Here is a 13926-nt window from a genome sequence, read left to right on the forward strand (position 1 = left end):
GGCGAACAATTGTTGTCTGAAATTATGAGGTTACGATACGCCGGTCAACAGCGCTCATCAATGCAGAAGCATCGATAATCGCCGCTGATTCCGGCAAAATTTTATCGACTGTGGCTCTACCAGCGCACCAGCGCCGAGCCCCAGGTGAAGCCGCCGCCCATGGCCTCGAGCAGAATCAGGTCGCCGCGCTTGATGCGGCCGTCCTTGCGCGCCACCGCCAGCGCCAGCGGGATCGAGGCCGCCGACGTGTTGCCGTGACGGTCCACCGTCAGCACCACCTTCTCCGGCGCGATGTGCAGCTTGTGCGCGGAGGCGTCGATGATTCGCTTGTTGGCCTGGTGCGGCACGAACCAGTCGATGCTGTCGGCATTGAGCCCGGTCGCCTCGAAGGCATCGACGATCACGTCGGTGATCATGCCGACCGCGTGCTTGAAAACCTCGCGGCCCTCCATGCGCAGATGGCCGACGGTCTGGGTCGAGGACGGGCCGCCGTCGACGAACAGCTTTGCCTTGTGGCGGCCGTCGGAGCGCAGATGCGTGGTGACGACACCGCGGTCGGTCGCGGCACTGCCCGGCTGCTCCTGGGCCTCCAGCACGACCGCGCCGGCGCCGTCGCCGAACAGCACGCAGGTGCCGCGGTCGTTCCAGTCGAGGATGCGCGAGAAGGTCTCGGCGCCGATCACCAGCGCGCGCTTGAAGGCGCCGGTGCGCAGGAAATTGTCGGCAGTGGCGAGCGCGAACACGAAGCCCGAGCACACCGCCTGCAGATCGAAGGCCGCGCCGTGGTTGATGCCGAGCCCGTGCTGCACGGCGACCGCCGTCGCGGGGAAGGTGTTGTCAGGCGTCGAGGTCGCCAGCACGATCAGGTCGATCGACTGCGCGTCCACGCCGGCATCGGTGAGCGCGGCCTGCGCGGCCTTGATCGCCAAGTGCGAGGTGAACTCGCCCTCGGCCGCAATGTGCCGCTCGCGAATGCCGGTACGCTGGACGATCCACTCGTCGGACGTGTCGATACGCGCCGCCAATTGGGCGTTGGTCACCACCTGCTCCGGCAGGTAAGAGCCGCAGCCCAGCACGACCGAACGAATTTTGGTCACGAAACAGCCTCCTGCGCGGCCTGCACGGAATTGAGTGCACCACCCTCGCGGTTGAGCATCTGATTGATCTTGTTCAGGAGATCGTAGTGAGCCATCTCATAGCCAACATCGATCGCATAGGCAAAGCCTTCGGCGCTGGTTCCGCCGTGGCTTTTAACCACCAGTCCGTTGAGCCCCAGGAACACGCCGCCATTGGACTTGTTGGGGTCCATCTTGTCCCGCAGGGCCTGGAAGGCGCTGCGCGCAAAGAGATAGCCGAGCTTGGACAGCCAGCTCCGCTGCATCTCGTTGCGGAGTAATTCCGCCATCTGCCGTGCGGTTCCCTCGGCAGCCTTGAGCGCGATGTTGCCGCTGAAACCTTCGGCGACGATGACGTCGGCCAGCCCCTTGCCGATGCCGTCGCCCTCGACGAAGCCGATATAGTCGAGTTCCGGCAGGTTCCTCGCCCGCAGGATTTCACTGGCTTCGCGGATCTCCTCGTGCCCCTTGATCTCCTCGGCCCCGATGTTGAGCAGGCCGACCGTGGGGCGCGGCTTGTTGAACAGGACGCTTGCCATCGCCGCGCCCATGACGGCCAGCGACACCAGATGGTGCGCGTCGCCGCCGATGGTGGCGCCGAGGTCGAGCACGACGGACTCGCCGCGCTTGGTCGGCCATATCCCCGTGATCGCCGGGCGGTCGATGCCCGGCAGCGTGCGCAGGTGGAAGCGCGACATTGCCATCAGCGCGCCGGTATTGCCGGCGGAGACCGCGACATCCGCCTCGCCCTTCTTCACCGCATCGATGGCAAGCCACATCGAGGAGGTCCTGCGGCCACGGCGCAGCGCCTGGCTCGGCTTGTCCGAGCCACTGACGGCGACGTCGGTATGGACGATCCTGGAAGCAGCCTTGAGCGCGGGGTGCTTCTCGAGCTCGGGCTCGATCCTGGCGCGGTCGCCAACCAGCAGGAATTCGGTCGCGCTATGCCTCTGAAGCGAGATGGCGGCGCCTGGAATGACCACGGCGGGGCCGACATCGCCTCCCATGGCGTCAAGCGCGATGCGAACCTTGCTTAGCATAAAAGTCCTGGAAACCTGGTCTGGTGCGGTCTTCAACGAGCGGGGGCCGCGAAATGGGTTCGCCACGGACGTGGCGGCGGCCAAGCGCCACGCCGCGCCCGGACCGGGGCGCGACAATAGCGTTTTGTTATCCCGAAACAACCTCTTGCCCCCAGCCTTTTGCATTCGGGGCGATCCGGCGGCAAACCAGAAGATTCGCAAGAAATATATGGAAATCAGATAGATAAATCAGGTTTTCAAACCACTCCCGCAAAGGCCTCGCGCTGCCTGGCAAGCGGTCTTACGGGGAATCGGCAGCTATTGGCCTTTCTTCTTGTCCTGAAGCGCCTTCAGCGCTGCGAAAGGATGGTCCGACGGGTCGAGGGCGACGACCTCCGCCTCGAACACGACCCCCGGCTTGCGCGGATAGGGGTCGATCGCCAGGAACAGGGCATCGGTGGCGAGCCGGCCGAGGTCGATGATGCCATTGATGATGGTCTCCGGCGGGTCGATGACCTCCGGTGGCTCCTCGTCGTCCTGGCCCTCCTCGATCAGGTCGGACAGGCGGCGTGCCTCGGCCTCGGGGGCAAACGTCAGGTCCACCTCCTCCTCGATCTCGTTCTCGATCGGATCGAGCGAGACCACGCAGGTCTGGCCGACCCGGGCGCGGACGTGGCCCGTGACCTGGACCCGGCCGCCGCTTTTCGGCACGACGTCGAAGCTGGCGTTAGCGGACAGGATCTCCCGCACGCCCGCGACCTCGGCCATGACCTGCCGTTCGGCGGCCGACGCCTCGATCTCGCGGTGCAGGCCGGTGTCGGGAATCTGCGCAACGATGACGGGGGACCGCCAGGGATCGGGTCCAGTATTCGGTCGGCTCATGGCGTGACATCCTCGGGAAGCGCCGGGGGAAAGTTGAAGGCCGCGCGCAGCAGCGCGGCCTCGCCGGTCCGGCCGAGATCGGCGTCCGTGGCCCGCGCGTAGGCCGCGAGCCGCTCCGCCTGGTCCATGCCGGACCCATTCAAGATATTCTTGCAGATCGCCGCCGCCAGCGCCTCACCGCCGCCTTCGACCGCCTGATCGTAGGCCTGCACCCGGCCGTAAAAGGCCTCGCCGAAGGCCCGCATCCGCTTTGGCACGGTCTGGTCGCCCACCCCCATCTCGCGCAGATTGTCGTCCATGTCCTCGCAGAAGCGGTCGAACAGCGCCTGCGACAGCTCCGTGGCGCCCTGGACCGTGCGCAGGCGCCGCAGCAGCAGCCAGAAATGGAGCAGCAACAGGTCGAAACGCCCGTTAACCGTATCGGGCACGCCCAAGTCGCGGTAAAATATGGGTTCTCGCGCCTGCGTCACGATCATGCCATAGATGGCTTCAATGGTGCCCGGCGGGGCTAGCCGGGGTTTCCTGAAGTGATTGAACGGCCAAAGCATTGTGGTTTCCGCAAGCGGGCGCGCGCGTGTTGCATTCAGAGCCTCAGCCCGGTACTTCAGCGCCTCGCGCGACGCAAGGGGACGGAATCAGTTCCGCTATGACGATAACGAACCAGACGAGCCCGCGCGCAGACACGCGGCGCGGCCTTCATGCACGCTGGCGCGGCCTGCGCATGGCTGCCGCTGCGGCCTTGGTCGGCGTGGCGCTCGCGGGCTGCACCGGCGAGCAGTTCCAGAAGGGCTACATCCTGCCGCCCGGCGCGCTGGAGCAGATTCCGATCGGCGCGAGCCAGGACCAGGTGCTGATCGTGATGGGCACGCCCTCCACGGTCGCGACCCTCGACGGCGAGGTCTTCTACTACATCTCGCAGCGCTCGGAGCGGATGGTCGCCTTCATGAACCAGAGGGTGGTCGATCAACGCGTGATCGCGATCTATTTCGACAAGAATCGGCGCGTGCGCCGGCTGGCGAATTACGGCCTCCAGGACGGCAAGATCTTCGACTTCATCAGCCGCACCACGCCGACATCGGGCCAGGAGATGAGCTACCTTACGCCGCTGTTCAAGCTGCTCAGCTTTAACTGAGCCTTCAGCCTGCGGCGTCGTGCCGCCCTCCGCGCGGCACTTACCGGCGCGTGCGACTTGCCGTCGCGCGCCGGGTTCCATACGCTCCCTGCAAAACAAGAAGCTGGGAGTGGATTCGTGCCGAAAACCTTGTTGTCCCGCCGCCGCGTGCTCACCGGCGCTGCCGGCCTGTCGGCTGCAGCGATCCTGCCGCGGTCGAGCCTGGCGGACTGGAAACCCACCGAAAACGTCCGCCTCGTCGTGCCGGCTGCGGCCGGCGGTTCGACTGATGTCATGGGCCGGCTCCTGGCCGCCCATCTGCAAACCGCCTGGGGCCAGTCGGCCGTCGTGGAAAACCGCTCCGGCGGCGGCGGCACGATCGGCACCGCCGAGGTGGTTCGCGCCAAGCCGGACGGCCACACCATCCTGATTGGCAACCCCGGGCCGAACGCGATCGCCTACAGCATCTTCAAGAACCTCACCTACAAGCCGGACCAGCTCCAGCCGGTCTCCAACATGATCCGGATCCCGAACATCGTGTCGGCGCATCCGAAGACCGGCATCAAGTCGGTCGCCGAGCTGATCGCCTATCTCAAGGCCAATCCGGACAAGCTCAGCTATGCCTCCTCCGGCGTCGGCCAGAGCCCTCACCTCACCGGCGCCTGGTTCTTGCAGCTCACCGGGCTGAAGATGACGCACATCCCGTTCCGCGGCGCCGGGCCCGCGCTCCAGGCCGCGCTCGCCGGCGACATCCAGATCCTGTTCGACAACCTCTATCCGAGCCTGCCGCAGGTCCAGAACGGCACGCTCACCGGCCTCTGCGTGACGACCGCCGAGCGCAGCGACCTCGCGCCGAACCTGCCGACCATGCGCGAGAGCGCACCGGAGCTGGCCAATTTCGACGTCTCGTCGTGGTTCTCGGTGTTCCTGCCGAAAGGCGTCCCCGCCGGGGTGCTCGAAGCGCTCAATCTCCAGGTGAAGGCGATGCTGGAGCGCGACGACATCAAGAAGAACATCGCCGCCATGGGCGCCCGCGCCGACTACGGCACGCCGCAGCAGTTCGCCGACTTCGTGGACGCCGAGACGAAGAAGTTCGCCGGCATCATCCAGAAGGAAGGTTTGCAGATGGATGTGCAGTAGGCGGGCTCGCTTGCGGCGCAGGAGATTTGAACCAGTTGAAGGCGATGAGGACGGCCGCCGCCAGCGCGACCGCCAGCATTGTACGCGCACCGGATTGCCGGCCACCGGCTTGCACCCTGCCGCAAGTCGGACAGACCGTGTCGGCCATCAGCATGTCGCAGCCGCACCGGATACACTTGGTCGTCTCGACCTTCATGGCGACGGTCCCCCGTAAAGCGGACAACAAAAAACCCGCGGTTTGCACCGCGGGTTTGTCGTTTGTAGCGCGCGACAGGTTCAGTGCGCCAGGATCGCCAGCAGCAGCAAAGCCACGATGTTCGTGATCTTGATCATCGGGTTCACCGCGGGTCCCGCCGTGTCCTTGTAGGGATCGCCGACGGTGTCGCCGGTCACCGCTGACTTGTGGGCATCACTGCCCTTGCCGCCGTAGTGACCGTCCTCGATGTACTTCTTGGCGTTGTCCCAGGCGCCGCCGCCGGAGGTCATGGAGATCGCGACGAACAGGCCCGTCACGATCACGCCGAGCAGCATCGCGCCGACCGCCGAGAACGCCGCCGACTTGCCGGTCGCACCGCCTCCGGCGATCGCGTAGATCAGGAAGTAGACGACGATCGGCGACAACACCGGCAGCAGCGAGGGGATGATCATCTCCTTGATCGCCGCCTTGGTCAGCAGGTCGACCGCCTTGCCGTAGTCCGGCTTGTCGGTGCCCTGCATGATACCCGGCTTCTCGCGGAACTGACGCCGCACCTCCTCGACGATCGCGCTCGCCGCACGGCCCACGGCCGTCATGCCCATCGCGCCGAACAGATACGGCAGCAGACCACCGAACAGGAGGCCCACCACCACATAGGGATTGTTCAGCGAGAAGTCGGGATTGACGCCGGCGAAGTAGGTGTGATGCGCGGAATCCGCAACGAAGAACTTGAGGTCCTGGTTGTAGGCCGCGAACAGCACGAGCGCGCCGAGACCGGCCGAACCGATCGCGTAGCCCTTGGTGACCGCCTTGGTGGTGTTGCCGACGGCGTCGAGCGCATCGGTCGACTTGCGCACCTCCTTCGGCAGGCCCGCCATCTCGGCGATGCCGCCGGCGTTGTCCGTCACCGGACCGAAGGCGTCGAGCGCGACGATCATGCCGGCCAGCGCCAGCATGGTGGCCGTCGCGATCGCGATGCCGAACAGGCCGGCAAGGCTGTAAGTGACGAGGATGCCGGCGATGATGACGATCGCAGGCAGCGCGGTCGCCTCCATCGAGATCGCAAGGCCCTGGATCACGTTGGTGCCGTGGCCGGTCACCGACGCAGCCGCAATCGACTTCACCGGACGATAGTCGGTGCCGGTGTAGTATTCGGTGATCCAGATGATCAGCGCGGTGACGATCAGGCCGACGACGCCGCATTCGAACAGCGACATGCCGGTATAATCGACGCCGTCGAGCTTGCCGAAGCCGATCAGCGTGTAGATCACCACGGCAATGCCGATCAGCGACAGCACGCCGGTTGCGATCAGGCCCTTGTAGAGCGCGCCCATGATCGACTGGCTCGGCCCGAGCTTGACGAAGAAGGTGCCGATGATCGAGGTGATGATGCAGATGCCGCCAATGGCGAGCGGCAGCGTCATCATGCTCATGAGGATCGGCGTCTTGGCGAAGAAGATCGCCGCGAGCACCATGGTGGCGACCGCGGTCACCGCATAGGTCTCGAACAGGTCGGCGGCCATGCCGGCGCAGTCGCCCACGTTGTCGCCGACGTTGTCGGCAATGGTCGCCGGGTTGCGCGGATCGTCCTCGGGAATGCCGGCCTCGACCTTGCCGACGAGGTCGCCGCCGACGTCCGCACCCTTGGTGAAGATGCCGCCGCCGAGACGGGCGAAGATCGAGATCAGCGAGGCGCCGAAGCCGAGCGCCACCATGGCGTCGACGACGACGCGGCTGTCAGGCGCGAGCTTCAGCGAATAGACCAGGAAGCCGAAATAGAGGGTCACGCCGAGCAGCGCGAGACCCGCCACCAGCATGCCGGTGATCGCGCCCGCCTTGAAGGCGAGCTCGAGGCCGCCGGCGAGCGACGTGGTCGCCGCCTGGGCGGTGCGCACATTGGCGCGAACCGAGACGTTCATGCCGATGAAGCCGGCCGCCCCCGACAGGATGGCGCCGATGGCAAAACCGATCGCGACATAGAACCCGAGGAAATAGACAAGCAGCACGAAGATGACGATGCCGACGATACCGATCGTGGTGTACTGGCGCCGCAGATAGGCCTGTGCGCCTTCGCGCACCGCAGCTGCGATCTCCTGCATGCGCGGCGACCCCGCATCCGCGCTCAACACCGAAGACGTCGCCCAAATCGCGTAGACGACGGAAAGCACTCCGCAGAGCACTATCAACCATAATGCTGTCATGTGATTTTTTGCCTCAGATCCTTGATGTGTCCCCGGCGCCTTTTATTGTCCGTCGTGCGGTGCGGCGCCTTGATTTCGAACAAGGCCGCCCCCTTTCCCGAAGGGGCGGCCTCAGTCGGTCGCGAGCTTGCCAAAATCAACTTGATGGTGCAACGCCGGAAGCGGCCGAAAAAGCCGATCTCGGCAAGTATTTAGGCCAAGTCCTGAGCAAGTCCTGAGCTCCAAGTCCTCAGCCCATCGCCCGAACGCCGCGATTTGGAGCAATTCCTAGAAGTGGCTGTAGGACAGCCGCTTCAAAGCCAATTCCTGGCCCTGGCCGTCCAGGAAGCGCGGCCGCGCGCTCCCTGCGACGATCATGCCGATCGCCGTGACCGCAACGCCAGCGGCCCGCCCCGCGGCAATCAGCGCATCGCTTTGCGCCGGCGGCACCGTGCACAGCACCTCGTAATCGTCGCCCCCGGCAAGCAGCGTCTCGACGCAAACGGCGTTGCGCACGATCAGGCCCGCCGCGGCGGCCGAGAGCGGCACGTTCGCCACGTCCACAGAGGCCGAGACGCCCGACGCCGCGCAGAGTTTTGTCAGGTCGCCGGCGAGCCCGTCGGAGACGTCCATCGCAGCCGACGCATGATCCCTCACCGCGCGCGCCAGCACGTTGCGTGGCTGCGGGATGCGATAGCGCGAGACCAGAGCTTCCCTTGCGGCAGGATCGGACGCCAGCGCCGCAGCCGCAGCGCCGCCCGTGAGCACGTCAAGTCCGAGCGCGGCATCGCCGATCGTGCCTGTCACCAGGATACGGTCGCCTGGCCGCGCCCCGGTGCGGCCGACCATCCGACCCCGCGGCACACGGCCGAAGGCGGTGATCGAGATCATTTGCGGCCCCGGCGTCGACACCGTGTCGCCGCCGAGCAGCGGGCACGCGAAGGTTTTCGCATCCTCGCCCAGCGCATCCGCGAACGGCCCGAGCCAGGCGTCCTCCTTGCTCCGCAGCGCCAGCGTCAGCACGAAGCCGGCCGGCACGGCGCCCTTGGCGGCGAGATCGGACAGGTTCACCCGCAGCGCCTTGCGCGCGATGGTGTCGGGTGGGTCGGTGGCAAGATAGTGCACACCCTCGATCACGGCATCGGTGGTGACGACGATGTCGTCGCCGGACGAGGACAGGACCGCGGCATCGTCGACCAGCCCGAACGCACCGGGATCGGTCGCCAGCGGCTTGAAATAGCGCGCGATGAGGGAGTCTTCGGCGGAGTTTTCCGGTGCGTTGGTCATCGGCGCTAGCCCCAAACTCCACTGTCATCGCCCGGCTTGACCGGGCGATCCAGTACGCCGAGACGCCCGATTTCAATAACCGCTGCCGCGGCGTACTGGATCACCCGCCCCAGTGCGCAACTGCGCACAAGGCGGGGGATGACAGCGGAATATGTGTTTACCCTCGCCCGAACTCGTCACCGCGAAACTGACGGCCGATCTGGTCGAGCACCGCATTCACCATGCCGGTCTCCTCGCGATCGACGAAGGCATTGGCAACGTCGACATATTCGGAGACCACGACGCGGCCCGGCACGTCCTTGCGATGCTGGAGCTCATAGGCCCCGGCCCGCAGCACCGCGCGCAGGATCGCCTCGATCCGCTTCAATGGCCAGCCCTTCGACAGCGCCTCGTCGATCAGGGGGTCGAGCTTCTTCTGGTCGCGCACGACGCCGGAGACGACGTCGCGGAAGAACGCGGCTTCGGCCGGCAGGTAGGTGTCGCCCTCGACCTCGTTGCCGAGCCAGTGGCTCTCGAACTCGGCGAAGATGTCGTTGATGCCGGCGCCGGCGATATCCATCTGGTACAGCGCCTGGACGGCCGCGAGCCGCGCCGCACCGCGCCGGTTCGCCTTCTTCTCCGTAAGCCCCGCCGGCTTCTTGTTGTTGTCGGCCATGGCTCAGGCCCGCGCCAGGCGGCGCTTGATGCGCAGCATCGCAAGCGCAGCGCGCGCGGCATCGCCGCCCTTGTTGAGCTCGCTGGCGCGCGCCCGCGCCCAGGCCTGCGCCTCGGTGTTGACGGTGAGAATGCCGTTGCCGAGCGGGAGCTTTCGCGAAACCGCAAGGTCCATCAGCGCTCGGGAGGATTCCTGCGAGACGATCTCGAAATGGATGGTGTCGCCGCGGATCACGCAGCCGAGCGCGATCACCGCATCGTAGGGCTTGCCGTTGGCCGCCGCGGCATCGACCGCAATGGCCACCGCCGCCGGGATCTCCAGCGCGCCGGGAACCGTGATGACGTCATGCGTCAGGCCGGCGGCCTTCAGCTCGGCCACTGCGCCGTCCAGTAGCGCATCCTGGAGATCGTCATAGAACCGCGCCTCGACAATCAGCGCACGCGCGCCGGAAATGTCGGTCTGGTCCTTCAAGGGTGCGCGCCGCGCGTCTGCCATCGTTCAATCCGTTTCACAGGGGTCGGCGCTATGTAGTCGCCGAACGCATGTAAGCCAAGTTTTAAACTGTCATTCCGGGGCGCGGAGCGAACCCGGAATCTCGAGATTCCGGGTTCGGTCCTACGGACCGCCCCGGAATGACCGGCTGCGCCGGTCACTTCATTTCCGTCAGCCGCGCCGCGTAGCGGGCCATCAGGTCGACCTCGATATTGACCTCGGCCCCCGCCTTCCAGCCGCCGATCGTCGTGACGGTCAGCGTGTGCGGGATAATCAGCACCGAAAAGGTCACGTCCGCAACCGTATTGACCGTCAGCGAGACGCCGTCGAGCGTAATCGAGCCCTTGGTGGCGATGAACCGCGCCAGCTCGCGCGTCGTGGAGAGCACGAACCGCGCCATGTCGGGCAGGTCCTCGCGGCTGACGATGGTCGCGATCCCGTCGGCGTGACCGGCGACGATATGGCCGCCGAGCTCATCGCCGATCTTGAGCGCGCGTTCGAGATTGAGCCTGGTGCCCACCCTCCAGTGCTTCGCCGTCGTGAGCGCCAGCGTCTCGGCGGCCGCATCGACGTCGAACCAGGCCTTGCCGCCCGCGACACCTGAAGCGACGACCGTCAGGCAGACGCCGTTGCAGGCGATCGAGGCGCCATCGGCAATGGTGGTCTGATCGTAGCTGCAGGCGATGCGCAGCCGGTGCAACTGGCCCTGCGCCGTTGGCGTGAAGCTGACGATCTCGCCGAGATCGGTGACAATGCCGGTGAACATGTTAGGCGCGCTCGTAGATGGTGAGAGTATCCTTGTCGAATGTCTCGCTAGCATGAACCTTGTAGGCCTGCGACTGCGTGATTTTCGACAGGGGCAATGCATCGAGCGCATCGACGCCGCTGCTGCCGACCTCTTCCGCGCCGCGGAACAGCCAGATCTCGTCGACGAGATCGGCCGCCACGAACGAAGCCGCAACGCGGCTGCCGCCCTCGACCATCAGCCGCGAAATGCCCTTCTCGGCCAGCACATGCAGCACTGCCGGCAGATCGAGCCCGGAGGCGTTTCCCGGCGGTACGCGGATGATCTGCGCGCCGGCTGCTCCAAGCCGCGTGGCGGCCGCAGCCTCGGCAAGTTCAGAGCCCACCACCCACAGCGGCGTCTCGCGCGCGGAGCGCACGAGCTGGCTCGCCGCGGACATGCGCAGGCTCTGGTCGAGGACAACGCGCACCGGCGAACGCGCAGCCATGCCGGGCAGGCGGCAGGTGAGAAGCGGATCATCCGCCAGCACCGTGCCGATGCCGACCAGGATGGCATCGCTCTGCGCGCGGAGCAGATGGACGCGATTGCGCACAGCTTCGCCCGTGATCGCGACCGGCTTGCCGCCGGCGGCGCCGATCTTGCCGTCGGGCGAGACTGCGAGCTTCAGGATCACATGTGGGCGCCTGTCGCGGATGCGGCGGAAATGCCCGGCGTGGTCGAACGCAGCCTCCGCCGCGCAGAGACCCACGTCCACCGTGATGCCGGCCGCACGCAGACGGGCATGGCCCTGGCCTGCGACTTCAGGATTGGGATCCTCGATCGCCGCCACCACGCGCTTGATGCCGGCCGCAATCACCGCATCGGCACAAGGCGGCGATTTGCCGAAATGCGAGCACGGCTCCAGCGTGACGTAGAGCGTGGCCCCGCGCGCCGCCTCACCGGCACGCCGCAAGGCCTCGGGCTCGCCATGCGGACGTCCGCCGGGCTGCGTCCAGCCGCGGCCGACGATGACGCCGTCTTTCACGATGACGGCGCCGACGGCCGGATTGGGCCAGGTCCGCCCCTGCCCGCGCCGGCCGAGCGCCAGCGCAAGCTGCATGAAGCGGCGATCGGCGTCCTTGGATTCGCGGATCTTCTGCGCGAACTGATCCTCCAGGATGCGGAAGATCATTTGCGGATCGCGGCGAGCCGCGCTTCCTCCTCACCGGAGAGCTCGCCGAGCACGTCGGCGAAATCCTTGGCCTCACGGAAATTGCGGTAGACCGAGGCGAAGCGCACATAGGCGACGTCGTCGAGCGTGCGCAGATGCTCCATCACGGTCTCGCCGATCACCTCGGAGGAGATCTCGGCTTCGCCCCCGGTCTCGAGCTCGCGCACGATGGTGGAGACCATCTTCTCCACCCGCTCCGGCTCGACCTGCCGCTTGCGAAGTGAGATCTGCACCGAGCGCATCAGCTTGTCGCGGTCGAACGGCACACGGCGGCCGTTGCGCTTGATCACCGTGAGCTCGCGCAGCTGCACGCGCTCGAAGGTGGTGAAGCGGAAATTGCAGGCGACGCACACGCGCCGCCTGCGGATCACGGACGAGTCCTCGGTCGGACGCGAGTCCTTTACCTGCGTATCGAGACTGTTGCAGTTCGGGCAGCGCATCCGCTTGGCCTAGCCTTACTGATAGATCGGGAACCGGTCGGTGAGCGCCTTGACCCGTTCCTTGATCGCGGCTTCCACCAGCGGCGCCTTGCCGTCGTCGGACTGCGCGATCGCGTTGAGAACCTCGGCGATCATGCCGCCGACCTGCTGGAATTCAGCGACGCCGAAACCGCGGGTCGTAGCCGCCGGGGTGCCGAGACGCAGACCCGAGGTCACGAAGGGCTTTTCGGGGTCGAAGGGAATGCCGTTCTTGTTGCAGGTGATGGCTGCGCGGACCAGCGCCTTCTCCGAGACGTTGCCCTTCAGGCCCTTCGGCCTGAGGTCGACCAGCATCAGATGGTTGTCGGTACCGCCGGACACAATATCGAACCCGTGGCTCTTCATCGCCTCGGCCAGCGCTTTGGCGTTCTCGACGACGTTCTTCGCATAGACCTTGAAGTCCGGACGCAGCGCCTCGCCGAAGGCGACCGCCTTCGCCGCGATCACATGCATCAGGGGGCCGCCCTGCAGGCCCGGGAAGATCGCCGAGTTGAGCTTCTTGGCGAGTGTCTCGTCGTTAGAGAGGATCAGGCCGCCGCGCGGACCGCGCAGCGACTTGTGCGTCGTCGTTGTGGTGACGTGCGCATACGGCACCGGCGAGGCATGCACGCCGCCGGCGACGAGGCCGGCGAAGTGGGCCATGTCGACCAGGAGGTAAGCGCCGACACTGTCCGCGATCTCGCGGAAACGCTTGAAGTCCCAGGCGCGCGAATAGGCCGAGCCGCCGGCGACGATCAGCTTCGGCTTGATCTCCTCGGCCTGCTTCTGGACCGCGTCCATGTCGATGATCTGGTCCTCGCGGCGCACGGTATAGTGCGCGGCCTTGAACCACTTGCCGCTCATGTTGACGGGCGAGCCATGGGTGAGATGGCCGCCGGCCGCGAGGTCGAGGCCCATGAAGGTGTCGCCGGGCTGGAGCAGCGCCAGGAACACCGCCTGGTTCATCTGGCTGCCGGAGTTCGGCTGGACGTTGGCGAAGCCAGCGCCAAACAGCTTCTTGGCGCGGTCGATCGCGAGGTTCTCGGCGACGTCGACCCACTCACAACCGCCATAGTAACGCGCGCCCGGATAACCTTCCGCATATTTGTTGGTCATCACCGAACCCTGCGCTTCCAGCACGGCACGGCTGACGATGTTCTCGGAGGCGATCAGCTCGACCTCATGGCGCTGCCGGCCGAGCTCGCCCTTGATGGCGGCTGCGATTTCCGGGTCGGCCTGGTCGAGCGAGGCGGTGAAAAACGAATCGGGCGCGGAGGCGGTTTTGGCTGAGGTCATCTTGCGAATATCTCCACCGCCGCAGCCTTTTGGCGGGCTACGGGCGGGTCTGGTGTGGCGATCGGAAGCGGCGAGCGCGATCTACCACATCGCCCGCCCCCGGCCAAGTAGTTGCGGGTCGGGCCTGATATTTATGCAAG

At 66.1% G+C, this 13926-nt stretch carries 14 protein-coding genes; 2 read left to right on the forward strand and 12 right to left on the reverse strand.

Going from position 1 to position 13926, the window contains the following annotated elements:
* Window positions 1-116 precede the first annotated feature (116 nt).
* The 4 genes from BJA_RS25290 to BJA_RS25305 all read right to left on the reverse strand — a co-directional run bounded on the left by BJA_RS25290 (window position 117) and on the right by BJA_RS25305 (window position 3564).
* Window positions 117-1097, reverse strand: a complete 981-nt coding sequence (locus BJA_RS25290) for a beta-ketoacyl-ACP synthase III (RefSeq protein ID WP_011087781.1) — start codon at window positions 1095-1097, stop codon at window positions 117-119.
* Window positions 1094-2155: a phosphate acyltransferase PlsX gene (gene plsX / locus BJA_RS25295; protein ID WP_011087782.1), complete on the reverse strand. Its 1062-nt coding sequence runs from the start codon at window positions 2153-2155 to the stop codon at window positions 1094-1096. Before plsX ends, BJA_RS25290 begins: the two co-directional genes overlap by 4 nt.
* Window positions 2156-2452: 297 nt before the next feature.
* Window positions 2453-3016, reverse strand: a complete 564-nt coding sequence (locus BJA_RS25300) for a YceD family protein (RefSeq protein WP_011087783.1) — start codon at window positions 3014-3016, stop codon at window positions 2453-2455.
* The gene (locus BJA_RS25305; RefSeq protein ID WP_011087784.1) at window positions 3013-3564 is read right to left on the reverse strand and encodes a ubiquinol-cytochrome C chaperone family protein; all 552 of its coding nucleotides are present in this window, start codon (window positions 3562-3564) and stop codon (window positions 3013-3015) included. Before BJA_RS25305 ends, BJA_RS25300 begins: the two co-directional genes overlap by 4 nt.
* Before the next feature lie 98 nt (window positions 3565-3662).
* On the opposite strand from BJA_RS25305, the gene BJA_RS25310 reads away from it, so the two are divergent.
* Window positions 3663-4148, forward strand: coding sequence for an outer membrane protein assembly factor BamE (locus tag BJA_RS25310; protein WP_028171637.1), 486 nt, complete (start codon window positions 3663-3665; stop codon window positions 4146-4148).
* A gap of 117 nt (window positions 4149-4265) precedes the next feature.
* On the forward strand, window positions 4266-5267 hold the full coding sequence (locus BJA_RS25315; protein ID WP_011087786.1) for a Bug family tripartite tricarboxylate transporter substrate binding protein: 1002 nt from the start codon (window positions 4266-4268) through the stop codon (window positions 5265-5267).
* Between the two features lie 276 nt (window positions 5268-5543).
* Here the strand turns inward: BJA_RS25315 and BJA_RS25320 are convergent, their stop codons facing one another.
* The 8 genes from BJA_RS25320 to glyA all read right to left on the reverse strand — a co-directional run bounded on the left by BJA_RS25320 (window position 5544) and on the right by glyA (window position 13786).
* Window positions 5544-7664, reverse strand: a complete 2121-nt coding sequence (locus BJA_RS25320; protein ID WP_011087787.1) for a sodium-translocating pyrophosphatase — start codon at window positions 7662-7664, stop codon at window positions 5544-5546.
* A 267-nt stretch (window positions 7665-7931) separates the two neighbouring features.
* The gene (thiL, locus tag BJA_RS25325; protein ID WP_011087788.1) at window positions 7932-8930 is read right to left on the reverse strand and encodes a thiamine-phosphate kinase; all 999 of its coding nucleotides are present in this window, start codon (window positions 8928-8930) and stop codon (window positions 7932-7934) included.
* Window positions 8931-9087: 157 nt separating this feature from the next.
* The gene (gene nusB, locus BJA_RS25330; protein WP_011087789.1) at window positions 9088-9585 is read right to left on the reverse strand and encodes a transcription antitermination factor NusB; all 498 of its coding nucleotides are present in this window, start codon (window positions 9583-9585) and stop codon (window positions 9088-9090) included.
* A gap of 3 nt (window positions 9586-9588) precedes the next feature.
* Complete coding sequence (ribH, locus tag BJA_RS25335; RefSeq protein WP_011087790.1) at window positions 9589-10080, reverse strand: 6,7-dimethyl-8-ribityllumazine synthase; 492 nt, start codon at window positions 10078-10080, stop codon at window positions 9589-9591.
* Between the two features lie 154 nt (window positions 10081-10234).
* Window positions 10235-10843 (reverse strand): riboflavin synthase, encoded by a 609-nt coding sequence (locus BJA_RS25340; RefSeq protein WP_011087791.1) that lies wholly within the window; start codon window positions 10841-10843, stop codon window positions 10235-10237.
* A 1-nt stretch (window position 10844) separates the two neighbouring features.
* Entirely contained in the window at window positions 10845-11993 is a 1149-nt protein-coding gene (gene ribD / locus BJA_RS25345; RefSeq protein ID WP_011087792.1) for a bifunctional diaminohydroxyphosphoribosylaminopyrimidine deaminase/5-amino-6-(5-phosphoribosylamino)uracil reductase RibD, read from the reverse strand.
* Entirely contained in the window at window positions 11990-12472 is a 483-nt protein-coding gene (gene nrdR, locus BJA_RS25350; protein ID WP_011087793.1) for a transcriptional regulator NrdR, read from the reverse strand. Before nrdR ends, ribD begins: the two co-directional genes overlap by 4 nt.
* A 15-nt stretch (window positions 12473-12487) precedes the next feature.
* Window positions 12488-13786 (reverse strand): serine hydroxymethyltransferase, encoded by a 1299-nt coding sequence (gene glyA / locus BJA_RS25355; RefSeq protein WP_011087794.1) that lies wholly within the window; start codon window positions 13784-13786, stop codon window positions 12488-12490.
* Window positions 13787-13926: the final 140 nt, after the last annotated feature.

It is taken from the genome of Bradyrhizobium diazoefficiens USDA 110 (assembly GCF_000011365.1).
Classification (GTDB): domain Bacteria; phylum Pseudomonadota; class Alphaproteobacteria; order Rhizobiales; family Xanthobacteraceae; genus Bradyrhizobium; species Bradyrhizobium diazoefficiens.